The following is a 20,699-nucleotide window of genomic DNA, read 5'->3' on the forward strand; positions in this document are numbered from 1 at the left end:
GTGTCCTGATGCGCGACGCGGCGCGGGATGCAGCGGTCGAGCTTGGCCGTAACGCGGCGCGCGCGCCCCTGTTCCGCACGTCCACGCGCCGCTAACCTGAGGCGACCGGGCCGCTGCTGACAGCCGGTGGCGGCAGGGTGATGAGGATGTCCGGAAACCGCGAGCGGCCCGGCCCGGCCGTCCCCATGTTGCCAGTCTCACCGAGGAGCCTTCCATGACCCCCTTCCACGCCCTGCACCACGACGGCCTGCTGATCCTGCCCAACGCCTGGGACGGGGGCTCGGCGGCCCTGATGCGGGCGAAGGGAGCGAAGGCGATCGCCACGACCAGCGCCGGCGTGGCCTGGGCGCTGGGCTGGCCGGACGGGGACGCCCTGCCGGTCGACCGGGCGGTGCAGGTGTGCGTGGACGTGGTGCGCGCGGCCCAGGGGCTGCCGGTGTCGATCGATTTCGAGGGCGGCTATTCCGACGATCCGGCCGCGGTGGCGGCGCAGGCGAAGCGTCTGGTCGAGGCGGGGGCGCAGGGGATCAATATCGAGGACGGCGGCGGGACGCCGGAGTTGCTGGCCAGCAAGATCGCGGCGATCCGGGCGGCGGTCGGACCGGATCTGTTCGTCAACGCCCGCTGCGACGTGTGGCTGAGAGGGGTCGGAGAGCCCGGGACGCGCGTGGCCGAGGCGACGCGGCGGGGGGCGATCTATCAGGCGGCGGGGGCCGACGGCCTGTTCACGCCCGGGCTGACCGACGCGGCGGACATCGCGGCCATGGTCGCCGCCACGCTCCTGCCCCTGAACCTGCTGGCCTATCCCGGCCTGCCGGACGCGAAGACGCTGGAGGCGCTGGGCGTGCGGCGGCTGAGCGCCGGATCGGGCATCTGCGGGGCGACCTGGGGCCGGGCGGCGGCGCTGACCGAGGGTTTCCTCGCCGACGGACGCTCGGAGCCGCTGGGCGAAGGCGCCCTGGGCTGGGGCGAGGTCAACGCGCTGATGCCGGACGCGGGATGAACCCGCCCGACCGCCTGACCCTGTCCTGGGTCGAGAGCCCGATCGGGCCGCTGGCCCTGGCTTGCGACGCGGCGGGCGCGGTGCGCGGCGTGTCGTTCGGGGCCCCGGCCGACGGGGGTCTGATCAAGGCGATGCGGCGCGAGTATCCGCAGGCGGCGCTGGCGGACGGAGAAACCCCGGCGGCCGTCGCGCGCGAGCTGACCGCCTATTTCGACGGCGACCGCGAGGCCCTGAACCGCGTGTCGTGGTCGCTGGAAGGCGCGGCGTCCGGCGACGGCTTCCAGCCGCGGGTGTGGAAGGCCCTGGCCGCCGTCCCGGCCGGTGTGACCATCAGCTATGGCGAGATGGCGAAGCGGGCCGGCGAACCCGGTGCGGCCCAGGCGGCGGGCGTGGCCCTGAACCGCAATCCCATCCCGCTGGTGCTGGCCTGCCATCGGGTCATCGGGGCCGGCGGCGCCCTGGTCGGCTTCGGCGGCGGTCTGGAGCGCAAGGGCTGGCTGCTGAGGCACGAGGGGGCGCTGCTGATCTGAGCAACGCCCCTCGTTCCGCCCTAGCGGCGGACCTGGACCCGCGCTTCGAGATCGGCCCAGCGGCGGGTCAGCTCGCGGAGCTCCTCGCGCAGGCGGGTCGCCTCGGCGCGGCTGATGGAGCCGTCGCGAACCCCGGCGGCGATGCGGGCCTCGATCTGGACCGCGCGGGGATCCGCGCCGTAGCCGCCGTCGTTCCCGGACCCGTAGTCGTCGCCGACCCGGCGGTTCAGGTCGGCGTAGCGCGCCTCCAGATCCTCGCGTTCGCGGGCGCTGAGGCCGTCGCGCTCATACTGGGCTTCAAGCCGCACGAGGGCCTGAAAGTCGCTGCGCAGGCGGGTCGATTCCGCCCGGGTGATGTCGCGGGCGCGCAGGGCGGCGGCGACGCGGGCGTTGAAGGCGCCCGTCTGGCCGGCCAACGGCTCCCAGCTGTCATAGTCGTCGCCGTCGTCGTCATACCCGTCGGAATCGAGGCGCCGGGTCAGGTCGCGATAGCGGTTGTTGAGCTCGGTCCGCTCGGCCGTGGTGAACCGGCCGTCGGCGGCGTAGCGGGTCTCCAACGCGACCAGATCGCCGTAGTCGGCGCGCAGCCGCGTCGACTGGCTGTACGACAGCGTCCCGTCGCGGACACCGGCGTCCAGCCGCGCCTCGAAGGCTGCGCGCTGGTTGAACAGCGGCCGGCGGCCGCGGCTCCATTCGGAGTCCAGCGTGGTCTGGCCGGTCCCGAACAACGCGCCCAGGATGGTTTCGAGCACCCGCCCGCCCTGGGACGAATCCTGCGGCGGCGGGCTGTAGGGGGTTTGGTTGTAAGGCGTCTGGGCCGAGGCGCCGGCGGCGGCGGCGGCGAGGGTGAGGGCCGCGGCGGCGGCCGTGAGGGTCTTGATGGCGGTCATGGGGGGTTCTTTCCGGCGGGGGTTGCCCTGTGGCGGAAAGAACGGGGGTAGGCGGGGAAGGTTGCCGGGGCCGATGCGATGGCCGCCCCCCTCCCTCCGCGGGCGAGGAGACGCTAGAGCTTGACCCCATGACCGCCCTCCCCCTCGCCGACCTGCTGCTCCTGCTCGCCGCCCTGACGGCGGCGGGACTGGTCGGGGGGCTGATCGCAGGGCTGTTCGGCGTCGGTGGCGGGACGGTGATCGTGCCGGCGGTCTTCTACGCCTTCGAGGTTCTGGGCGTGGGAGGCGAAGGCAATCTGCATACGGCGATCGGGACCTCGCTGCTGACCATCGTGGCCACCTCCTGGCGATCACTGAAGGCGCACAGGGCGCATGGGGCGGTGGACGAGATCGTGCTGAGGACGTGGACGCCGTGGGTGGCGTTCGGAGGGCTGCTCGGCGCGGCGGCGGCGGGGGTCGCCTCGATGGAGGGTCTGGCCCTGGTCTATGGCGTCTGCCTGGCCCTGGTGGCGGCGCAGCTCGGGCTGATGCCGGAACGGTACGTGCTGCGGCCCGACCTGCCGACCGGCTGGGGGCGACGCGTGGTCGGCACGGCCATCGGCGGGCTGTCGGCGATGATGGGGATCGGCGGCGGAAGTTTCGGCGGCATGACCATGACGCTGTGCGGGCGGCCGATTCACCAGGCGGTGGCGACGGCCTCCGGCTTCGGCCTGGCCATCGGGGCGACGGCGACGCTGGGGTTCGTCGTGTTCGGCTGGAACGCGGCGGGGCGGCCGCCGCTGTCGCTGGGGTACGTCAACGTCCCGGGCGCGGTGGTGATGGCGGTGCTGACGACGACGGTGGCCCCGTGGGGGGCGAAGCTGGCGCACAGTCTGGACCGGCGGGTGCTGAGAAAGGCGTTCGCGATCTGGCTGCTGATCACGGCGGCGCTGGTGGTAGTGAAGGCGTTGTAGGGGTCGGGCATCCGGGATGCCCGGCCCGCCCTTTACGGTCGCAGCGTGATTCCGGCCGGAGTGGCGGTGAAGGCCGACAGGCGGCCGAGATAGCTCATGCCGAGGAGGGAATGGGGCAGGCCGTGCTCGACAACCATGGCCTCGACCCGCTCGACACGGGCGCCGGCCACGGCGACGGCCCCGAGCTCGACCGGGGCGGCGCGCACCGGCCCCGAGGCGGTGATCACCGTGCCCGAAAAATCATCGGCCTTGAGCCGCAGGCCCAGACGGACGGCGTCATCGGTCGTCAGAACCACGACGCTGGCGCCGGTGTCGACCATGACGCGAACCGCCCGGCCGTCGATGACCGCTTCCGCCCAATAGTGGCCGTCGGCGGATTTCAACACCTGGGCCGGGGCGCCGCGGGCCGCATGGACCTCGGCGAAGGCGGCCGGGGGCGTAGCGGCCTGCGCCTGACCCCGGGCATCGGCGTGGTTGAGCCACCAGGCGGTGGTCAGGGCCGAAGCCACCGCGAGGGCCATGACTCCGAGAGAGGAAAAGTCGAAACGCATGTTCGGGGCGTGCTCACGCGGACAGATGACCGCTTCCGCGGCCTCTCCCTGTCGCACAGCGCGGTTGGCATGCCGTGAAGGGGGATGGTTTGCGGGGGGTTAAGGCAGGATCAGGCCGTTGCGGCGGCCCCGGGCCTAGTCCCTGATCACGTGAACCTCGCCCGGCCCGGCAGCTCAGCCATGATCGCCGCCCGTTCGGCGTCGGTGAATCCGCTCCAGCCGCCGATTTCGGACAGGGTGCGCCAGCAGCCCAGGCAGAGGCCCGAAGCGCCGTCGACGACGCAGACCTTGACGCAGGGCGTGGCGACGGCGCGCGGCGGCTGTGGCGGTTGGGCGACAGTTGATGACATCAATACGAAATATGCTCCGGCTGCGGAGTAAAACACTTGCGTTTTTCGCGTCGCGAAGTCAGGTTAAGGATGACGCGAAACGACTATGACGGTGAGATTCCCGAAAAGCACGACGTGTCTCTTTTCATCGTTCCATCGAAAGGAGACGCCAGGATGAACGACAGAGACCGCAACCTGCAGCACGCCATGATGTCCTTCGCCCTGTGGGGCGGGATGCTGGTCAACACGAAGAATGGCAACGGGGCCGGCGACCGCGTGGTCAGCCACCCGTCGAACTTCGTCCCCATCAAGATCGAGAAGCGGCGCTAGCCTTCCCGATCCGTCGACCCGCAGAGCCCCGGTCCGCAAGACCGGGGCTCTGCAATTGGCGGTCAGGTCCGGTCAGTCGCGCTGGCGGTCGATCCGTGCCACTATGGGACGACGGGGAGACGGGGACATGCTCTGGTTGAAGGCGACGCTGGTGGCGAGGACGGCCGCGCGGCCCTGGCGCGTCGGCTGGCCGCTCGAGCGCGGCGTCGATTTCGCCATGACCCTTCGCGTCCCGCCGACGGTCGCGCCGCCGACGGAGCGGGACCCTCGCCCCCACGCCGAGCCGGCCTGCTTCCTGGACGAGGACCTCGCCGTCCCGTCCGACCTCGCCATCGTACGAACCTTCGTCAGCCTGGCCGCGGCCGAGGCGGCCTCGGTCGAAAGCGCGCCGGAAGCCGCGGGACTGCGGGCCTGGTGGTCGCTGGCCAGCAAGCCGCCCAGGGCCTGACGTTGCGGCGCGGCCGCGCTTGCGGCACAGCGGAGCCATGACCCTGATCCGCCGAGACCGCCGCGACCACGTCGAAGTCTGGACCCTGGACCGGCCCGACCGGCTGAACGCCCTGCCCGATCTCGAGGACGGCGAGGCCTTCGCGGCTGCCTGCGAGGCGGTGAACGCCGACATGGGCGTGCGCTGCGTGGTTCTGACCGGGGCCGGGCGGGCCTTCTCGGCCGGCGGCGACCTGAAGGCCATGAAGGAGCGGCGCGATCTGTTCGCCGGCTCGGGCGCCGAAATCCGCGAACGCTATCGCCGCGTGGTGCACCGGATCGTCCGCTCGCTGTACGGGCTGGAGGTTCCATTGGTCACGGCCGTGAACGGGCCGGCCATGGGGCTGGGTTGCGACATCGCCGGGCTGGCGGACATCCGCATCGCCTCGGAGACGGCGACGTTCGGCGTGCCCTTCCTGAAGCTGGGCATATTGCCGGGCGACGGCGGGGCCTGGCTGATGCCGCGCAACATCGGGTATGCGCGGGCGGCCGAGATGCTGTTCACGGCCCGGGTGCTGGACGCGCCGACCGCGATGGAATGGGGATTGATCAGCCGGGTGGTCGCGCCCGAACGGCTGATGGACGAGGCCATGCAGATCGCGGAGGACGTGGCCTCCCGGGCTCCCCGGGCCCTGCGCATGACCAAGGCCCTGCTGCGCCAGGGCCGCGACGCGACCTTCGACCAGATCCTGGAGATGACCGCCTCGATGCAGGCGCTGGCGCATCTGGGCGAGGACCACGCGGAGGGCGTGGCGGCGGCGCTGGAGAAGCGGCCGGCGGACTTCACCGGCCGCTAGCTCAAAGCCTACCCGGCCTGCGCCGGAGCCCGCATCGAACGGCCGGCCGGAACGCCGACGGCCGCGGCGCGGGGGGCGCCCGCCGTCTCGCCGGGCTTCATGAATTTGACCAGCACGCGCTGGCCGATCAGCAGGGGCGCGTCGCCGGCGGTGACGACCACCTCGACCACCCGTTCGTCCGAGCGTTGCGACGGGTCGTCCGAGGCCAGCTTGCGGGCGCCGAAGACGGCGGCGCGGCGCAGGACGGCGCCGACATAGACCTTGGACGGATCGCCCTCGGGGGTGATCTCGACGGCCTGGCCCGGGGTGATGTTGGGGATGTCGCTCTCGACGATCTCGGCGCGGGCGATGCGGGGGGCGTCGGGCTCGAGGTCGAACATATTGGACACGTTCAGGGTCGAGGCGCCGGCGCCGGGATTGGCGTAGCGGCGCACGATCCGGCCGCTTTGCGGGGCGCGGATCACGGTCAGCTCAACGTCGTAGGCGGCCTGGTCGCGGCGGGCGCGGGCGGTCTGGACGGCCGCCTGCTGGTTGGCGAGGCGGGCCTGGGCGGTGGCGATGGCGTCGCGGGCCTGGTCCATGCGCGAGGCGGCGACGAAGTTGGACGCCACGAGCTGCTGCAGGCGATCGTGTTCGCGCTGGGCGGTGCGGATGTCGACCTGGATCAGACGCAGCTGGCTTTCGGCCTGGGCGACGTCGGCGTTGGCGCTCTGCAGGGCCAGACGGGGTTCGTCGTCCTCCTGACGGGCGAGGATCTGGCCGGCGACGACGCGGTCGCCTTCCTGCACCAGCACCTCGCGGACGACGCCGCCGCGGCGGGCCGCGATCTGGATGATGCCGCCCTCGACATCGACCTTGCCGTTGGCGATGGCCGCATAGGGACTTTCGACCTTCTCGGACGCGGCCTTTTCCATCTCGGCCTTCTTCGCCTTGCCCGCGCCCTGGACGAACAGGAAGCCGACGATGATGAGGACGACCAGCACCAGGCCGATCCAGAGCCATTTGTTCTTGAGGAAGGCGGGCATTTCGGAGGTCCTTGAAGGCGTCAGTGCGAGGCCAGCGTGGCGTTGGGATTGGGAATGCGGCGCTGATCGTCGATGATCACGCCGTCCTCGAGCTTGATGACCCGGTCGGCCCATTCCTCGAGGCGAGGATCGTGGGTCACGCAGATGACCGCGGCGCCGTGTTCGGTGGCGGCGCGGCGCAGCAGCCGGATGACGATCTGGCCGTTCTCGCCGTCGAGAGCCGAGGTCGGTTCGTCGGCGAAGAGAATCTGGGGATTCTTGGCCAGGCAGCGGGCGATGGCGACGCGCTGCTTCTCGCCCCCCGAAAGGGCCGAGGGCCGCTGATGCAGGCGCGGGCCGAGGCCGACCTCCTCCAGCGCGATCGTCGCCTGTTTCCGGGCGTCGGCCTTGGACAGTCCCTGGAACTTCAACACGATCTCGACCTGCTGAAGCGCGCTCAGCGCCGGGAACAGGTTGAAGCCCTGAAAGATGAAGCCGCAGTGGTCGAGGCGGAATTTGTCGATCTTGCCGGAAGACAGCTTCCAGAGATTATCGACGTCGAGCGTGTCGACGCGGCCTTCCTCGGGTCGGAGCAGGCCGGACAGGGCGGCGATCAGGGTCGATTTGCCCGAGCCCGACGGCCCCATGACCATGGTCAGATCGCCGTGTTTCGCATCGAAGTCGACGCCCTTGAGCACCTCGATGAAGGACTTGCCGGACTTGAACCGCTTGACCAGGCCGGTGGCCTCAATGGCGGCGGCCCCGTGACGGCCGTGAAGCGTGGTGTGGCCGGTCATCGCAGCAGGTCCGCCGGTTGGCTGTTCTTGAGGACGCCCAGCGAAAGCAGGCCGGAGAGCATGGAGATGACGATCAGTCCGCCGCCGACGACGACCAGAAGAATCGCCGGCAGGGCGATGATGACGGCGTTGGCCGCCGCGAGCAGCTGCACCAGCCAGGTGAGGAAGATGGCGGCGCCCACGCCGACGATGCCCACCCAGAAGCTCAGCTCCATGACGATGCGGTTCAGCGAGCCCATGCCGACGCCGAGCGCCCGCAGCGAGGCGAACTCCTTGATGTTGGCCATGATGGCGCCGCGCAGGGTCTGCCAGGTGATGGCCACGCCGATGATGGTGCCGAGGACCACGCAGCCGCCGATGATGATGACCAGAATGCCCTCCTCGAACATGGCTCCGGCGTTGGCGTCGGCCAGTTCCTGACGCGTCCAGGCCTTCCATTGCCCGTCGCCGAGGGTGTTGAGCTGGGCCGCGACGATCGCGGCCTGGGTCGGGTCGCGCAGCTTGACCATCAGCGGGCCGACGCGGGGGCCGGTGTCGGCCTGACCGAGCATCCGCAGGGTGTCGCGCGACATGACGACATTGGCCTGCATCATGTTCGGATAGCCGCGGGTGATGCCGACCACGGTCACGGTCTGGCCGTTGTACAGCGCCTTGTCGCCCAGATTGACGCCCAGCTTGGTCACGGCCGTCTCGTCGATGGCGACGGTGTAGGGCTGGCGCAGGGCGTCGACCAGTTCCTGCGAATAGTCCTGGGGTATGGTGACGGCGCCGGGCGTGGTGTCGATGATGCTGGCCTGGACGAATTCCTGACGGGGCGCGCCCTGGCGGGCCCGTTCGGCCTGGGACATGGTCGGATCCACGTTCTTGACGCTCTGGAACGAGCCGCCGGCGCCGTCCAGCGGCTGGACCTCGATCACCTGGGGGTTGCGGTAGGCCAGCGGGATGAACCGGCGCGGCACGCCCGACGGCCCGCCCATCAGGCTCTTGGCGCCCGGCTGCATGATGATGATGTCGGCGCTGGACCGCTCGATGGTCGCGGTGAAGCCCTTGCCGATGCCGATGAAGACCCCGGTCATGGCCAGCACGAGCAGGCCGGACAGGGCCAGCGCCATGACGGCGGCCATATAGCGGCGCCACTCGTAGAGCAGCGTTGAGAGTGCGAGCGACATGGAAACGGACAGGCCCCTGACGTTGACCGCTATCTGACGACGCCCGGAGACGGGGCCAAGTTAAATCGGGGTAAGGCGGCCGCGGCCGCTTCGTCCGGTCGCTCCGGGACGATGGACGAGGTTCGTTCATCGGGTCTATGCAGGCAGCAGACGTCGGCGACGAACGCCGACCCACGGGAGATTTCGCAGCATGCCGCTTCGTTCGCTTCGCGCCGCCGTTTCGACGACCGCCTCGATCGCCGCCGTCGCCGGGGTCCTGGCCATGATGGCCGCGCCCACGACGGCCCGCGCCGACGAAGGCATGTGGACGTTCGACAACTTCCCCATCCAGACGGTGAACGACAAATACGGCACGCGCATCGACCAGGCCTGGCTCGACCGGGTGCGCAACTCGGCGGTCCGGCTGCAGGGCTGCTCGGCCTCATTCGTCTCCGACGAGGGCCTGATCCTGACCAACTGGCACTGCGTGGTCGGCTGCGTGCAGGAGCTGTCGAGCGCCGAGCACGACTACGTCAAGAACGGCTGGCTGACCGCCAATCGCGAGGAAGAGAAGCGCTGCCCCGGCCAGACCGCCGAGGTCCTGACCGACATCACCGACGTCACCGACCGGGTGCTGGCCGCCGGACAGGGCCTGGAAGGCGCGGCGTTCAACGCCGCCCGCACCGCCGAGATCAACCGCATCCAGCAGGAGGTCTGCGCCGGCGATCCCAAGCTGACCTGCCAGGTCATCAGCTTCTATCGCGGCGGCCGCTACGCCCTGTACAAGTTCCGCAAATACGATGACGTGCGGCTGGTGTTCGCCCCCGAGAACCAGGCGGCCTTCTTCGGCGGCGACCCCGACAATTTCAACTTCCCGCGCTACGCCCTCGACGCCGGATTCCTGCGCGCCTACGAGGACGGGGTTCCGGTCGAGACGCCCAACTATCTGCGCTGGAACCCGAACCCGCCGGCCGAGGGCGACGTGACCTTCGTGGCCGGCAATCCGGGCTCGACCTCGCGCCTGCTGACCATGAGCCAGCTGGAGCGTCTGCGCGACCAGCAGCTGCCGGTGACCCTGATCCAGAGCTCGGAGCTGCGCGGCCGGCTGCTGGAGTATTCGCTAACCGGCGACGAGGCCAAACGACTGTCGTTCGACCCGATCTTCGGCCTCGAGAACAGCTTCAAGGTCTATTACGGCCAGCAGGGAGCCCTGACCGATCCGGCCTTCATGGCGCGCAAACGCGCCGAGGAAGCCGACCTGCGCCAGCGCGTGGCCGCCGACCCCGCCCTGCTGCAGCGGATCGGCGATCCGTGGACCGAACTGGAGGCGGTCCAGGCCACGGCGCGCGACCTGTACCTGCCCTATCGCCAGCTGGAGCAGGCGGCGGGCGGCGGCTCGACCCTCTACCAGATGGCCCGCGCCATCGTCCGCGCGTCAAAGGATGCGTCGACGACCGACGCCCAGCGCGCCCGCCTGCTCGCCATGGTGGGCGCCGAGACGCCGATCGCGACGGACATGGAGGAGATCCGGCTGCGCTACTGGCTGTCCAAGACCCGCGAATACCTGACGGTCGACAATCCACAGGTGAAGGCCATGCTGGGCCGCGAAAGCCCGGAAGCCCTGGCCGAGCGGCTGATCTCGAACACCCGTATGGCCGACGCCGCCTTCCGCGCCCAGGCCGCCGGCATGACCACGGCGCAACTGGCCGAGGCCGATCCGCTGCTGGCCTTCGTGATCGCCAATGACGACGCCGCCAAGGCGATCAGCGATCGCTGGGCCGCCGAGGTCAACGCCCCGACCGCCCGCGCCGCGGAGCGGGTCGCCCAGGCGCGCTTCGCCGCCTACGGCACCAACCTGTATCCCGACGCCACCTTCTCGCTGCGCCTGTCCTACGGACAGGTCCAGGGGTGGACCTATCGCGGCGTCACCGTGCCGGCCTTCACCTATATCGGCGGCCTGTACGAGCGGGCCACGGGGTCGGAGCCGTTCAACGCGGCCCAGGCCTTCCTCGACGCCGAGAGCCGGGTGAACAAGGACGTCGTCTATGACTTCGTTTCGACCAACGACATCATCGGCGGCAACTCGGGCTCGCCGGTGATCAATGCCGACGGCGAGGTGATCGGCGCCGCCTTCGACGGCAACATCCATTCGCTGGGCGGGGCCTTCGGCTACGACGGCGAGCTGAACCGGACGGTGACGGTGTCGACGGCGGCGATCACGGAAGCGCTGCGCAACATCTATCCGCAGCCGCGCCTGCTGGAAGAGCTGGGAGTCCGGTAGTCACCTTCTCCCCTTGAGGGTGTCAGCCCCGGCGAAAGCCGGGGATGACGGATGAGGGGTGAAACGCGCTGGTCAGAGATGACTTGCCGTTTCGCCCCTCACGTCTTTCATGGGTGTATCACCCCTCATCCGGCCCGCTCCGCGGGCCACCTTCTCCCTCAAGGGGAGAAGGAAGGAGATACTGATGCGTCACCTCACCCCCGCCCTCGCCGCCGCCCTTCTGACCCTCGCTGCCGCTTCCGCCGCGCGGGCGGAAGAAGGCATGTGGACCTTCGACAACTTCCCCATCGCGCGCGCCAACGCCACGCTGGGAACGAACATCGACCAGGCCTGGCTGGACCGGGTGCGGCTGAGTTCGGTCAAGTTCGGCGGCTGTTCGGCCGGCCTGGTCTCGGGCGAGGGGCTGGTGATGACCAACAATCACTGCGTCGCCACCTGCGTGGCCAACCTGTCGACCCAGGCGGTCAACTACGCCGAGACCGGCTTCGCCCCGCGCAGCCGCGAGGAGGAGCTGAAATGCCCCGGCGGCACGGCCGAGATCCTGACCGACATCGCCGATGTGACGGAGCGGATGCACGCGGCGGGCGCCGGCCTGGAAGGCCAGGCCTTCACGCGGGCCCGCGACGCCGAGGCGGGCCGGATCGAGCAGGAGGCCTGCGGCGGCGACGCCGGCAGGCGCTGCCAGGTGGTCAGCCTGTACCGGGGCGGCCAGTTCAAGCTCTACACCTACAAGAAATACTCCGACGTCCGCCTGGCCTTCGCGCCGGAGGACCGGGCGGCGACCTTCGGCGGGGACCTGGACAATTTCAGCTTCCCCCGCTTCGCCATCGATGCGGCCTTCATCCGGCTGTACGAGAACGACGCGCCGGCGGCGACGCCGACCCATTTCGTCTGGAACGCCGACAAGCCCGTCGAGGGCTCGCCGGTGTTCGTCTCCGGCAGCCCCGGCGCGACCCAGCGGCTGCTCACCATCGACCAGCTGATGACCATACGGGACGTGGTGCTGCCGATGGACCAGCTCCTCGCCTCGGAGCTGCGCGGGCGGCTGATCCGGTTCAGCGAGGAGAGCGAGGAGAACGCCTTCATCGCCATGGATCCGATCGTGGGTCTGGAGAACACCTACAAGCGCGGGCGCGGGCGGATGGCGGCCCTGATCGACGCTGACTTCATGCGCATGAAGGCCGACGGCGAGGCCGACTTCCGCGGGCGGTATGCGTCCGGCTCCAGCACGTCCGGCGCCGACCCCTGGGGCGAGCTGGCGGCGGTGCAACCGATCGCGCGCGAGCTCTATCCGGCCATGGCCCTGCTGGAGGGCGGCACCGGCATGGGCACCACGCCGGTGGCGGGCGGATCGCAGCTGTTCCTGTGGGCCCGGACCCTGGTGCGTGGAGCGCAGGAGCGGGCCAAGCCCTCGGCCGAGCGGCTGCCGGAGTACGCCGACAGCCGTCTGTCCGGCGTGCAGTCCGGCCTGTTCGCGGAACGACCGGTCTATCCGGGCCTCGAGCAGGTCCGCATGGAATGGTGGCTGTCCAAGACCCGAGAGTGGCTGACGGTCGATCACCCGTCCGTGCGCGGCCTGCTGGGGCGGGAATCGCCCGAGCAACTTTCGGCCCGCCTGGTCGAGGGCACGACCCTGGCCGATCCGGCCGTGCGCCGCGCCCTGTGGGAAGGCGGCCTGGCCGCCGTGGAGGCCTCGCAGGACCCGCTGATCCGGTACCTGCTGTCGATCCAGGACGAGACCCGCGCCATCCGTTCGGACTGGGAGGAGAAGGTCCAGGCCCCGACCGACCGCGCCTCGGAGGCCCTGGCCGCCGCCCGCTTCCAGGCCTATGGCTCCGCCGTCTATCCGGACGCCACCGGGACCCTGCGGTTGACCTATGGCAAGATCGAAGGCTCGGACGTTCCCGGTCAGCGCTGGGGTCCCTTCACCACCTTCGACGGCCTGTGGGACCGGGCGACGGGCGCTCCGCCGTTCGACGTGGCCCCGCGGCTGCTGGCCGCGCGCGAACGGATCGACGGCGCTACAGTGATGAACATGACCCTGTCCTCGGACACCATCGGCGGCTCGTCGGGCTCGCCCGTGGTCAATGCGGCGGGCGAGATACTGGGCGCCAATTTCGACTCCACCGTCCTGACCCAGCGCAACGCCTATGGCTATGATGTCAGGGTCAACCGCTCGGTGATCGTGACCACGGGCGCGGTGACGGCGGCGCTGCGGGATGTGTACGGGATGGAGCGGCTGGTGCAGGAACTGGGGGTTCGGTGAAAACGACCCATGATCGACTTCCCACGCCTTGAGACTCGAGTGCGTCATCTGAGGGCGTACATGTTCTACTACGTGGGCGCCATTATGGTGGTCGGCGCGCTTTTCCTTCTGGTCGTAGCCGTGGTCGCCGGACAGATGACCTGGTTCGCCGCAGGCATCATCGCCGCCAATGTGGCGGGAGGATCGGTCATGCACCTCATTGGTCGCTGGATGATCAAGCGGACTAACGGGCCCGCCTGATCAGAGACCTAGAGCTGGCTCATCTTCTGCTGCGCCTTGGAGAAATACTGCCAGCCGGTCCACAGGGTGACGATGGCGGCGACCCAGATCAGGACGTAGGCGAAGATCTGGAAATGCGGCTGCCATTCCAGTGGAAAGCCGAAGCCGTCCCACAGCAGGGCTATCTGCAGGGCCCCGAGGGCGACCATCTGCAGCAGGGTCTTCCACTTGGCCAGCAGGGTGACCGGCAGCTTGACCTTGCCGGCCACGGTCTCGCGCAGGGCCGAGACGGCGAACTCGCGGAACAGGATCAGGCCGCAGGGGATGGCGATCTGCGGCAGGGCGCCCCAGGCCAGGACGCCGAGGATGGCTCCGGTGACCAGCACCTTGTCGGCGATCGGATCGAGAATGGCGCCCCAGCGGGTGGTGGCGTGCCAGCGCCGCGCCAGGAAGCCGTCGACCCAGTCGGTCGAGGCCGCGACCACGAAGATGACGAAGGCCGTGCGGCCGAAGCGGAACTGGTCGTCCGGGCTCAGATATTCGGACAGGACGGGGATGCCCTGGGGCGCGGCGCCGGCGAGGATCAGGAACATGATGACCCCGGCGAACAGGCGCAGGCCGGTCAGGATGTTGGGGATGGGGTTGGCGTGGGGATTGGGGGTCATGCAAGGGCTCCGCTGCCTTCAACGCCGATCTGCCACGCTTCGCTGCATGAAGCGAGGCGGTTGGCCGTCGGGTTCATGCCGGGCCCGCGAAAAACACGGTGCGAAGCGTCCGAAGCGTCCGAAGAGTGCGCAGCGTGCAGGGCGGAAAACACCGTCCGAGGCGTTCGAAGCGTCCGAAGCGTCCGAAGCGTCCGGATGCCTCGCATTGTTCGATTGTCAAAGACCGGACCTCGGGGAGGTCGCGATCAGGAAAGCACCCGCCTGCGTCAGATTCGGACGCAGGGGCGCCTCCAGACCTAGTCCAGGACCTCGAACCGGGCGCCGCGCAGTGAGCGCAGGATGCCGTCGGCGATGCCGAAATGGACCCCGCTGAGCGCAAGCGTTCCCGCCGCCTCGCGTTCGGCGATCCACGGGAAGGTGCGCAGATTGTCGAGCGACAGCCGGACCACCGCCTCCTCGGCCCTCTGCATGAGCTCCTCGGGCGGGCATTCCTCGCAGACCCGCCGGACGGCCGCCGAGCCCTGCGCCACCCAGGGGGCGACGAAATCCTGGCAGTCGGCCGGGGCGCCATGGATCATGGCGTTCACGCCGCCGCAGAGGGCGTGGCCCATGACCATGATGCGCGAGACGTTCAGCACCTTGACCCCGAACTCCAGCGCCGCCGAGACGCCGTGCAGATGGCCGTCGGGCTCATAGGGCGGGACCAGGTTGGCGACGTTGCGCACGACGAACAGCTGGCCCGGCGCGGCGTCGAAGATCAGGGCCGGGTCGGCGCGACTGTCGGAGCAGGCGACAACGAGCGTGTGGGGCCTCTGCCCCTGTTCGGCGAGGGCCTCGTACTCGGCCCGGGCCTCTGCCCAGTGGCCCTCGCGAAAGCGGCGGTAGCCGGAGAGCAGGGCGTCGCGGGATTCGTCTGACATGGACGCGGCATGCCTCAAACCCCGCGACGGCGCCAGCCCGTGTTCAGTTCACAAGCCCGGGATGACGCGCCTCGAACACGGCGAAGTCTTCGGCGACATCGATATCGATGGCGCGCGCCCTGGCGAGGTCCTCGCGGCCGCCCTCGTCGCCGAGCGCCAGCCGGGCCATGCCGAGCCCGTAGACAGACGCGGCCTGGTCGGGCGCCGCGGCGACCGCGCGTTCGTAGTCGGCCCGCGCCTCGGCGTAGCGACCCATATGCAGCAGCACCATGGCGCGGCTGTCGATATAGGCGGCCTCCCCGGCCGACAGGGCCCGATCGCAGTCGGTCAGCGCCAGTTCCAGATCGAAGCCCGAGATCGCCTGGGCCCAGCAGACGTTGTTGGCCAGGGTGGGATCGTTCCGGTCCATGGCCCGCATGGCGGCGAAATCGCTGCGCGCGCCTTCGACGTCGCCGGCGGCGGCGCGAATCTGGCCGCGCAGGCTCAGCAGGTGGGCGGCGTCCGGAGCCGCCGCGATGGCGCCGTCGAGAGCCGGCAGGGCGTCTGCGGGCGCGCCGGCCTGCCGCTCCAGCCGGACCAGGGCTTCCAGCGCCGTAGGGTCGGTCGGATCGGTCTGCAGCCGCGCCTCGAGCAGGGGTCGGGCTTCCTCGCCGCGCCCCAGCTTGATCAGCGTCGCCAGTTCGCCCGAGGCGGCGAAGTCGCTGTCGGGCGAGGCGTTGCGGAACGCGCGATAGTCGGCGAGCGCACGGTCCCAGCGGCCGAGCTGGTAGTAGGACGCGGCCCGCCCGCCCAAGGCGCCGCCGTCGGAAGGGTCCAGCCGCAGCGCCACGGAGAAGCTGATCACCGCCTCCCCGTATTTGCGCTGGCCGAAGGCGGCGCGACCCTGGCCGATGACCGCGGCCTGATCGGCCGGGTCCAGATCGACCGCATGGTCATAGTCGGCCCGTGCGCCGTCGAAGTCCCGCGCCGCGGCCCGCGCCTGGCCCCGCGCCCGCACGACCTCGGCGTTGTCCGGTTCGCGTTCGATAGCCGCGTCGAGCAGGGCCAGGGCGCCGTCATGGTCGCCGGCGGCGCGCAGGCGGCCCGCGCGCGCGAGAAGATCGGCCGTGTCGCTCGATCCCGGCTGCTGGCGGGCCGCGTCGCCGCTGGTCGCTACATAGTCGGCCGGGGCGCGGAGGCGCAGGGGCAGGGCCGGGGCGTTTTCGGCGCTGGTCCGGGCGGCGGCCATTTCCGCGGCCGTGATCTCGGACCTCAGACTGGTGATGTTCACGGTGATTTCGGCGACTCCATTCTCCAGCGAGCCGCGTCGCTCCAGCCGGTAACCCCCGCCCTCCAGCACCTGGTCGCCGCCCTCGAGCTGGAAACCGCGGCCGCCGTGGGGAAGGGTGATCCGGGAGACGGACCGGGTCATCGTCGGATGGCCGATCGCATAGGGATGGTCCTTGAACGCCGCGAGGAGGCCTTTGCGCTCGGCCGTGCCGGGCAGGACGATGGCCGACTCAGGAAATGCCATGACCCGGCCGGCGGACCCGTTGACCCAACTCATCCGCGTCGCGCCACGCATGATGATGTGAAGCACATTGGCCGGTTCGTCGTAGCGGGTTTCCACGGTCTCGATCGTCACGCCGGAATCGGCGGCTGCCCACCGCGCCTTGAGCATGGTCTCCAACTGGTCCGCCGGAATGTTTCCAAGCTGGCTTCGCATGGCCGTCGCGAAGTCGCCGCCGTAGGCGACGTCGAGCACCATCCCGGCGTCGGCGTCGATGCCGGCGCTCGCGTCGATGCTCACTGTTACCTCGGTAAGCGGAACGGTCAGCGGGGGCTGGGCGATGGGCTCGAGGGCCGCGCCCTCCGCCCGGACAGGCAGGGTCCAGCGATAGGGGGGCGGAATCAGGCCCTCCAGCGTGCGGTCGCCGATGCGGGTGCCGTCCATCCAGTGGACCTTGCCGTCCACGATCGCGCGAACGATGACGTGGTCGAACCAGGTCATGAGCGGCAGCTGGGCGTCCAGCCCGTCGCCCCAATTGGTGCTGACCAGGGCCGCTTCGGCCTCGATGCCCAATCCCTTGAGCAGCGCCAGCAGCAGCACGGTCTTGCCCTTGCAGTCGCCATAGCGGGTGCGCCAGACCTCGTCGGCGGTCATCGGGACATAGTTGCCTTCGCCCATGGCCAGGGCGAGGTAGCGGACCTGATCCTCGACCAGCCGCAGGGCGGCCGCGGCGCGGCCCGCGTCGGTGTCGTTCTCCGCCCGGATGCGCTCGATCTCGGCCAACAGCGGCGAGTCGGGCTCCAGCGTCGCGCTCTTCTCATAGAGCGGCGCCATAAGCCGCGAGGCGTCGGCCCATGATTCGAAGTCGGTGAACTGAACCGTGCGGGTGAGGGTGAAGCGCACGGGGAGGTCTTCAGGGACCCGCTCAGGCGTCAGGCTCCGCGCGTCGATCTCATAGACCCAATCGCGGCCGACCCGGCGCGGGCGAATATCCGCCCACGGAGCCGTGGCCATGACGCGCATCGGGCGGTCATCCGACCAGCTCGCCCGCAGACGATAGTGGTCGATCACCTGCCCTGAGACCGCACTGTCGAACGCCTCCCGGTGGGGCGCCAGCACCCCGTGGGTGTCGTGAACGGTGAACGCCAGCTCGAGGATGTCGCCGACGCGAATGTCGCGCGGCTGGAGGGTCGCGGTCAGCTGGCCGTCCAGCATGGCGGACTCGAGGTTGTTCTCCCGGCGGATCGTCTCGAACTCCTGACCGGCCAGCACGTCGATCGCCTGGCCGTCGCGAACGAGCCGAAGGGCGTGGACCTGAACGGTCTCACGCGGCGGACTCCACACCAGGCTGACGGTGCCGACGCTGCTGAGACCCTGCCGGGTGAGAACCTGAAAACGCTGGAAGGTGTAGGTGTGCGTCCCCCCGGCGTCGAAGCGCATCTGGTGGTCGTTGGTCAGGATGCGCAGGGCCGCGTCGCCGGTGGCGGGCGTGGGCGCGTCCAGCGAGGGCGCCGCGACCCAGGCCGGCGCGGGCGCATGCTCAACTTCCTGCGCCGCCGCGGTGGTCGCAAGCATGACAAGAGACGCGGCCACCGCCACGAACAACCGTACAAACATTGAAAACGCCCCCCTACTCCCGCTCAGGTTTATCACGGGCGCGTGAAACCGCCAGCCGGGGCTCACGCCTTTCGGAAAAACGCGTGGATGCGTTCGGCCATGGGCTGGCTGACGCCCTCGACCTTGACCAGATCGGCCACCGAGGCGCGGCCGACGCCCTTGGCGGAGCCGAAGGCGTGCAGCAGGGCCTTCTTGCGGCCGGGGCCGACGCCCTCGATCTCGTCGAGGGGGTTCTTCTTGATGTCCATCGAGCGGCGGGTGCGGTGGGCGCCGTTGGCGAAGCGGTGGGCCTCGTCGCGCAGCCGCTGGATGTAATAGAGGGCCGGAGACTTCAGCGGCAGCATGAAGGGCCGCCTGCCGAGCATGAAGAAATGCTCCATGCCGGCGTCGCGGTCGGGACCCTTGGCCACGCCGACGGCGACGATGTCGTCCAGACCCAGATCGGCCAGCACGGCCAGCACTTCGGCCAGCTGGCCGGCGCCGCCGTCGATCAGCAGCAGGTCGGGGCGGACCACCTCCTCGCCCGCGTCCTCGTCCTTGACCAGGCGCGAGAAGCGGCGGCGCATGACCTCGCGCATCATACCGTAGTCGTCGCCGGGGGTCAGGTCCTCGCCGCGGATGTTGAACTTGCGGTACTGCGACTTCTGGAAGCCCTCGGGTCCGGCCACGACCATGCCGCCCACGGCGTTGGTCCCCTGGATGTGGGCGTTGTCGTAGATCTCGATCCGCTCGGGGCGGCTGTCCAGACCGAAGGCCTCGCAGACCTCGTCGAGGATTTTGCCCTGGGCGGACCCTTCCGCCATCTTGCGGCCCAGCGCCTCGCGGGCGTTGGTCAGGGCGTGGTCGACGAGGTTGAGCTTGTCGCCGCGCCGGGGGTTGGCGATCTCGACCTTGCGCCCGGCCTTCATCGAGAAGGCCTCCTCAAGCAGCTCCAGCTCGTGCGGGCGGACGTTGGACAGGACCAGACGCGGGATCGGCTTGTCCTCGTAGAACTGGCCGAGAAAGGCGGCGAGGATTTCGGGGTCGGTGTCGCTGCGGTCGACGCGCGGGAAATAGGCCCGGCCGCCCCAGTTCTGGCCGCCGCGGTAGAAGAAGACCTGGACGCAGGCCTGACCGCCCTCGGAGAACAGGGCGAAGACATCGGCCTCGGCCACGCTGTCGGCGCTGACGGAATTCTCCATCGAGATGGCCGACAGGGCGCGGATGCGGTCGCGGACGCGGGCGGCCTGTTCGTAGTCCATGGCCTCGGCGGCGGCGCTCATCTCGGCCGAGAGCCGGCCGATGACGGCGCGCGACTTGCCGCGCAGGAACAGGGACGCCTCCTCGACCAGGTCGCCATAGTCCTCGAGCGAGATCAGGCCGGTGCAGGGCGCCGAGCAGCGCTTGATCTGGTGCAGCATGCAGGGGCGGGTGCGGGTCTCGTAGACGCTGTCCGAACAGGAGCGGAGGAGAAACGCTTTCTGCAGGGTGGTCAGGGTGCGGTTGACCGCCCAGGTCGAGGCGAAGGGGCCGAAATAGTCGCCGGGCGTGGCGTGCGCCCCGCGATGCTTGCGCACCTGGGGGGCGCGATGGTCGCGGCGGATCATCAGCTCGGCGAACGACTTGTCATCGCGCAGCACCACGTTGAAGCGCGGTTTCAGCTTCTTGATGAAGTTGGATTCGAGCAGCAGGGCCTCGGTCTCGGAGGCGGTGACGACCAGCTCCATCGACCGGGTCAGGGACACCATCAGGCCGATGCGCTGGGTGTGGAACCGGCCCTGGGCGTACTGGAGGATGCGCTTCTTTATCGACCGCGCCTTGCCGACATAGAGGCAGGTCCCGTCCTCGCCGTACATGCGGTAGACGCCCGGCTTGTCGGGCGCGCGCCGGGCCTCGTCGCGGATCAGGTCGGCGGCCTTGAGGGCGCCGGCGTCGCTCGCGGTTTCGGGAATCGGCGCCTCGGTCATCGGGACCGATATAGGGCTAGAAGCGGCGAACCATAAGGACGCCGCCCAGCACCATCAGCACGCCGGCGACGCGGCCCCAGCTGATCGGCTGTTTCGGCATGCCCATGGCCCCGAAATGGTCGAGCGTGACGCTGAGCAACAGCTGGCCGGCCACCATCAGGATGATGGTCGTGGCCACCCCCAGCCGCGGCACGCCCCAGGCCGCCGCGACCACGAAGATGGCCCCGTACAGCCCGCCGACCCAGGCGTACCAGGGCAGGGCCCGCGAGGCGGCCATGTCGGGGCGGGTCTGGAGGATGACGGCGAGAATGCCCAACGCCGCCGTGCCGACCGCGAAGGAGACGAAGGCGGCGTTCACCGGCGAACCGACGGCGGTCATCATCTTCGCATTGGTCGGCGCCTGCAGGGCGGTGGCGGCGCCCCCGAACACGACAGCGATCATGGCGAGCAGGTTGGGGTTCATGGACTCTGGCTAGCA

At 69.9% G+C, this 20,699-nt stretch carries 20 protein-coding genes; 9 read left to right on the plus strand and 11 right to left on the minus strand.

What is annotated here, in order from left to right:
• Nucleotides 1–214: 214 nt before the first annotated feature.
• Together Q8Q71_RS13120 and Q8Q71_RS13125 are read left to right on the plus strand one after the other, a co-directional pair.
• A complete protein-coding gene (locus Q8Q71_RS13120; protein ID WP_305760045.1) occupies nt 215–1,003 on the plus strand; it encodes an isocitrate lyase/phosphoenolpyruvate mutase family protein in 789 nt (262 codons plus the stop codon).
• Nucleotides 1,000–1,533, plus strand: a complete 534-nt coding sequence (locus Q8Q71_RS13125) for a methylated-DNA--[protein]-cysteine S-methyltransferase (protein WP_305760046.1) — start codon at nt 1,000–1,002, stop codon at nt 1,531–1,533. Before Q8Q71_RS13120 ends, Q8Q71_RS13125 begins: the two co-directional genes overlap by 4 nt.
• Nucleotides 1,534–1,553: 20 nt before the next feature.
• On the opposite strand, the gene Q8Q71_RS13130 is transcribed toward Q8Q71_RS13125, so the two are convergent.
• The gene (locus Q8Q71_RS13130) at nt 1,554–2,423 is read right to left on the minus strand and encodes a hypothetical protein (RefSeq protein ID WP_305760047.1); all 870 of its coding nucleotides are present in this window, start codon (nt 2,421–2,423) and stop codon (nt 1,554–1,556) included.
• Between the two features lie 128 nt (nt 2,424–2,551).
• On the opposite strand from Q8Q71_RS13130, the gene Q8Q71_RS13135 reads away from it, so the two are divergent.
• The gene (locus Q8Q71_RS13135) at nt 2,552–3,376 is read left to right on the plus strand and encodes a sulfite exporter TauE/SafE family protein (RefSeq protein ID WP_305760048.1); all 825 of its coding nucleotides are present in this window, start codon (nt 2,552–2,554) and stop codon (nt 3,374–3,376) included.
• 32 nt (nt 3,377–3,408) lie between these two features.
• On the opposite strand, the gene Q8Q71_RS13140 is transcribed toward Q8Q71_RS13135, so the two are convergent.
• Together Q8Q71_RS13140 and Q8Q71_RS13145 are read right to left on the minus strand one after the other, a co-directional pair.
• Nucleotides 3,409–3,897, minus strand: a complete 489-nt coding sequence (locus Q8Q71_RS13140) for a TIGR02281 family clan AA aspartic protease (RefSeq protein ID WP_305760049.1) — start codon at nt 3,895–3,897, stop codon at nt 3,409–3,411.
• Between the two features lie 176 nt (nt 3,898–4,073).
• Nucleotides 4,074–4,277, minus strand: a complete 204-nt coding sequence (locus Q8Q71_RS13145; protein ID WP_305760050.1) for a DUF1289 domain-containing protein — start codon at nt 4,275–4,277, stop codon at nt 4,074–4,076.
• A 153-nt stretch (nt 4,278–4,430) separates the two neighbouring features.
• Here Q8Q71_RS13145 and Q8Q71_RS13150 point away from each other — a divergent pair, with 153 nt between their 5' ends.
• From Q8Q71_RS13150 to Q8Q71_RS13160, 3 genes are all read left to right on the plus strand, one after another.
• On the plus strand, nt 4,431–4,586 hold the full coding sequence (locus Q8Q71_RS13150; RefSeq protein ID WP_305760051.1) for a hypothetical protein: 156 nt from the start codon (nt 4,431–4,433) through the stop codon (nt 4,584–4,586).
• A 127-nt stretch (nt 4,587–4,713) separates the two neighbouring features.
• Nucleotides 4,714–5,034, plus strand: a complete 321-nt coding sequence (locus Q8Q71_RS13155; protein WP_305760052.1) for a hypothetical protein — start codon at nt 4,714–4,716, stop codon at nt 5,032–5,034.
• A 37-nt stretch (nt 5,035–5,071) separates the two neighbouring features.
• The gene (locus tag Q8Q71_RS13160; protein ID WP_305760053.1) at nt 5,072–5,869 is read left to right on the plus strand and encodes a crotonase/enoyl-CoA hydratase family protein; all 798 of its coding nucleotides are present in this window, start codon (nt 5,072–5,074) and stop codon (nt 5,867–5,869) included.
• A gap of 8 nt (nt 5,870–5,877) precedes the next feature.
• Here Q8Q71_RS13160 and Q8Q71_RS13165 read toward each other — a convergent pair whose 3' ends face one another.
• From Q8Q71_RS13165 to Q8Q71_RS13175, 3 genes are read right to left on the minus strand one after another with little or no spacing between them, the layout of a single operon-like run.
• Nucleotides 5,878–6,894 (minus strand): HlyD family secretion protein, encoded by a 1,017-nt coding sequence (locus tag Q8Q71_RS13165; protein ID WP_305760054.1) that lies wholly within the window; start codon nt 6,892–6,894, stop codon nt 5,878–5,880.
• A 20-nt stretch (nt 6,895–6,914) separates the two neighbouring features.
• Nucleotides 6,915–7,670, minus strand: a complete 756-nt coding sequence (locus tag Q8Q71_RS13170) for an ABC transporter ATP-binding protein (protein WP_305760055.1) — start codon at nt 7,668–7,670, stop codon at nt 6,915–6,917.
• A complete protein-coding gene (locus tag Q8Q71_RS13175; RefSeq protein ID WP_305760056.1) occupies nt 7,667–8,839 on the minus strand; it encodes an ABC transporter permease in 1,173 nt (390 codons plus the stop codon). Before Q8Q71_RS13175 ends, Q8Q71_RS13170 begins: the two co-directional genes overlap by 4 nt.
• A 190-nt stretch (nt 8,840–9,029) precedes the next feature.
• On the opposite strand from Q8Q71_RS13175, the gene Q8Q71_RS13180 reads away from it, so the two are divergent.
• The 3 genes from Q8Q71_RS13180 (at nt 9,030) to Q8Q71_RS13190 (ending at nt 13,605) form a co-directional block, all read left to right on the plus strand.
• Nucleotides 9,030–11,099, plus strand: a complete 2,070-nt coding sequence (locus Q8Q71_RS13180; RefSeq protein WP_305760057.1) for a S46 family peptidase — start codon at nt 9,030–9,032, stop codon at nt 11,097–11,099.
• A 184-nt stretch (nt 11,100–11,283) separates the two neighbouring features.
• Nucleotides 11,284–13,365, plus strand: a complete 2,082-nt coding sequence (locus Q8Q71_RS13185) for a S46 family peptidase (protein ID WP_305760058.1) — start codon at nt 11,284–11,286, stop codon at nt 13,363–13,365.
• 60 nt (nt 13,366–13,425) lie between these two features.
• Complete coding sequence (locus tag Q8Q71_RS13190; RefSeq protein ID WP_305760059.1) at nt 13,426–13,605, plus strand: hypothetical protein; 180 nt, start codon at nt 13,426–13,428, stop codon at nt 13,603–13,605.
• Between the two features lie 8 nt (nt 13,606–13,613).
• Here the strand turns inward: Q8Q71_RS13190 and pgsA are convergent, their stop codons facing one another.
• The 5 genes from pgsA to Q8Q71_RS13215 all read right to left on the minus strand — a co-directional run bounded on the left by pgsA (nt 13,614) and on the right by Q8Q71_RS13215 (nt 20,684).
• Nucleotides 13,614–14,249, minus strand: a complete 636-nt coding sequence (gene pgsA, locus Q8Q71_RS13195; RefSeq protein WP_305760060.1) for a CDP-diacylglycerol--glycerol-3-phosphate 3-phosphatidyltransferase — start codon at nt 14,247–14,249, stop codon at nt 13,614–13,616.
• A gap of 296 nt (nt 14,250–14,545) precedes the next feature.
• On the minus strand, nt 14,546–15,169 hold the full coding sequence (locus tag Q8Q71_RS13200) for a carbonic anhydrase (RefSeq protein ID WP_305760061.1): 624 nt from the start codon (nt 15,167–15,169) through the stop codon (nt 14,546–14,548).
• 43 nt (nt 15,170–15,212) lie between these two features.
• Nucleotides 15,213–18,275, minus strand: a complete 3,063-nt coding sequence (locus tag Q8Q71_RS13205; RefSeq protein WP_305760062.1) for a DUF3857 domain-containing protein — start codon at nt 18,273–18,275, stop codon at nt 15,213–15,215.
• 62 nt (nt 18,276–18,337) lie between these two features.
• A complete protein-coding gene (gene uvrC / locus Q8Q71_RS13210) occupies nt 18,338–20,221 on the minus strand; it encodes an excinuclease ABC subunit UvrC (protein ID WP_305760063.1) in 1,884 nt (627 codons plus the stop codon).
• A gap of 16 nt (nt 20,222–20,237) precedes the next feature.
• On the minus strand, nt 20,238–20,684 hold the full coding sequence (locus Q8Q71_RS13215; RefSeq protein ID WP_305760064.1) for a DMT family transporter: 447 nt from the start codon (nt 20,682–20,684) through the stop codon (nt 20,238–20,240).
• Between the last annotated feature and the right edge of the window lie 15 nt (nt 20,685–20,699).

The organism is Brevundimonas sp. (genome assembly GCF_030704825.1).
GTDB lineage: Bacteria > Pseudomonadota > Alphaproteobacteria > Caulobacterales > Caulobacteraceae > Brevundimonas.

What these genes read in the sequence shown, in the direction of transcription:
- Q8Q71_RS13140 (WP_305760049.1), bottom strand. Translation starts at nt 3,897, where the DNA reads ATGGCCCTCGCGGTGGCTTCGGCCCTGACCACCGCCTGGTGGCTCAAC.
- uvrC (WP_305760063.1), bottom strand. Translation starts at nt 20,221, where the DNA reads ATGACCGAGGCGCCGATTCCCGAAACCGCGAGCGACGCCGGCGCCCTC.
- Q8Q71_RS13170 (WP_305760055.1), bottom strand. Translation starts at nt 7,670, where the DNA reads ATGACCGGCCACACCACGCTTCACGGCCGTCACGGGGCCGCCGCCATT.
- Q8Q71_RS13155 (WP_305760052.1), top strand. Translation starts at nt 4,714, where the DNA reads ATGCTCTGGTTGAAGGCGACGCTGGTGGCGAGGACGGCCGCGCGGCCC.
- Q8Q71_RS13145 (WP_305760050.1), bottom strand. Translation starts at nt 4,277, where the DNA reads ATGTCATCAACTGTCGCCCAACCGCCACAGCCGCCGCGCGCCGTCGCC.
- Q8Q71_RS13205 (WP_305760062.1), bottom strand. Translation starts at nt 18,275, where the DNA reads ATGTTTGTACGGTTGTTCGTGGCGGTGGCCGCGTCTCTTGTCATGCTT.
- Q8Q71_RS13180 (WP_305760057.1), top strand. Translation starts at nt 9,030, where the DNA reads ATGCCGCTTCGTTCGCTTCGCGCCGCCGTTTCGACGACCGCCTCGATC.
- Q8Q71_RS13130 (WP_305760047.1), bottom strand. Translation starts at nt 2,423, where the DNA reads ATGACCGCCATCAAGACCCTCACGGCCGCCGCCGCGGCCCTCACCCTC.
- Q8Q71_RS13185 (WP_305760058.1), top strand. Translation starts at nt 11,284, where the DNA reads ATGCGTCACCTCACCCCCGCCCTCGCCGCCGCCCTTCTGACCCTCGCT.
- Q8Q71_RS13120 (WP_305760045.1), top strand. Translation starts at nt 215, where the DNA reads ATGACCCCCTTCCACGCCCTGCACCACGACGGCCTGCTGATCCTGCCC.
- Q8Q71_RS13215 (WP_305760064.1), bottom strand. Translation starts at nt 20,684, where the DNA reads ATGAACCCCAACCTGCTCGCCATGATCGCTGTCGTGTTCGGGGGCGCC.
- Q8Q71_RS13150 (WP_305760051.1), top strand. Translation starts at nt 4,431, where the DNA reads ATGAACGACAGAGACCGCAACCTGCAGCACGCCATGATGTCCTTCGCC.
- Q8Q71_RS13160 (WP_305760053.1), top strand. Translation starts at nt 5,072, where the DNA reads ATGACCCTGATCCGCCGAGACCGCCGCGACCACGTCGAAGTCTGGACC.
- Q8Q71_RS13190 (WP_305760059.1), top strand. Translation starts at nt 13,426, where the DNA reads ATGTTCTACTACGTGGGCGCCATTATGGTGGTCGGCGCGCTTTTCCTT.
- Q8Q71_RS13175 (WP_305760056.1), bottom strand. Translation starts at nt 8,839, where the DNA reads ATGTCGCTCGCACTCTCAACGCTGCTCTACGAGTGGCGCCGCTATATG.
- pgsA (WP_305760060.1), bottom strand. Translation starts at nt 14,249, where the DNA reads ATGACCCCCAATCCCCACGCCAACCCCATCCCCAACATCCTGACCGGC.
- Q8Q71_RS13165 (WP_305760054.1), bottom strand. Translation starts at nt 6,894, where the DNA reads ATGCCCGCCTTCCTCAAGAACAAATGGCTCTGGATCGGCCTGGTGCTG.
- Q8Q71_RS13125 (WP_305760046.1), top strand. Translation starts at nt 1,000, where the DNA reads ATGAACCCGCCCGACCGCCTGACCCTGTCCTGGGTCGAGAGCCCGATC.
- Q8Q71_RS13200 (WP_305760061.1), bottom strand. Translation starts at nt 15,169, where the DNA reads ATGTCAGACGAATCCCGCGACGCCCTGCTCTCCGGCTACCGCCGCTTT.
- Q8Q71_RS13135 (WP_305760048.1), top strand. Translation starts at nt 2,552, where the DNA reads ATGACCGCCCTCCCCCTCGCCGACCTGCTGCTCCTGCTCGCCGCCCTG.